Source organism: Sphingomonas sp. CCH9-E2 (assembly GCF_001557215.1).
In the GTDB taxonomy this organism is placed as follows: domain Bacteria; phylum Pseudomonadota; class Alphaproteobacteria; order Sphingomonadales; family Sphingomonadaceae; genus Sphingomonas.
In genome coordinates this window covers 1-494 of the sequence record NZ_LSJM01000039.1, presented here as the reverse complement: position 1 = coordinate 494, position 494 = coordinate 1, and the positions used below count along the sequence as shown (strand labels likewise).

Genomic DNA, 494 nt, shown 5'->3' with positions numbered 1-494 from the left:
GTCGCGTTCGGTGCGCTGGTCGTGCTGCTGCTGTGGCCCGAAGCGCTGGTTGGGCCGAGTTTCCAGATGAGCTTTGCCGCGGTCACCGCAATCGTCGCGCTGTATGAGAATCAGCGCGTGCGCGGCTGGTTCGAGCGGCGTGAGGAGGGGTGGGGTCGGCGGCTGGCGCGGGGTGTCGCGTCGTTGCTGCTCACGGGCCTGGTGGTCGAGATCGCGCTGACGCCGATTGCGCTCTACCATTTCCACAAGTCCGGGCTTTACGGCTCGCTCGCCAATATCGTGGCGATCCCGCTGACCACATTCGTCGTGATGCCGTTCGAGGCAGCGGGGCTGGCGTTCGACGCGGTGGGACTGGGGGCGCCTTTCTGGTGGGTGGCGGAACGGGGGCTGCATCTATTGCTGTGGATCGCCCACGCTGCCGCCAATGCACCCGGCGCGCTGGCGATGCTCCCCGCGATGCCGGGCGGGGCCTATGCGCTGATGGTGGTGGGGGG

1 protein-coding gene is annotated in these 494 nt (G+C 68.2%); it reads left to right on the top strand.

The features are described 5' to 3' along the window. Positions 1–494: ComEC/Rec2 family competence protein (locus tag AX681_RS01960; RefSeq protein WP_197424209.1), on the top strand; the 494-nt coding region annotated here is incomplete at both ends.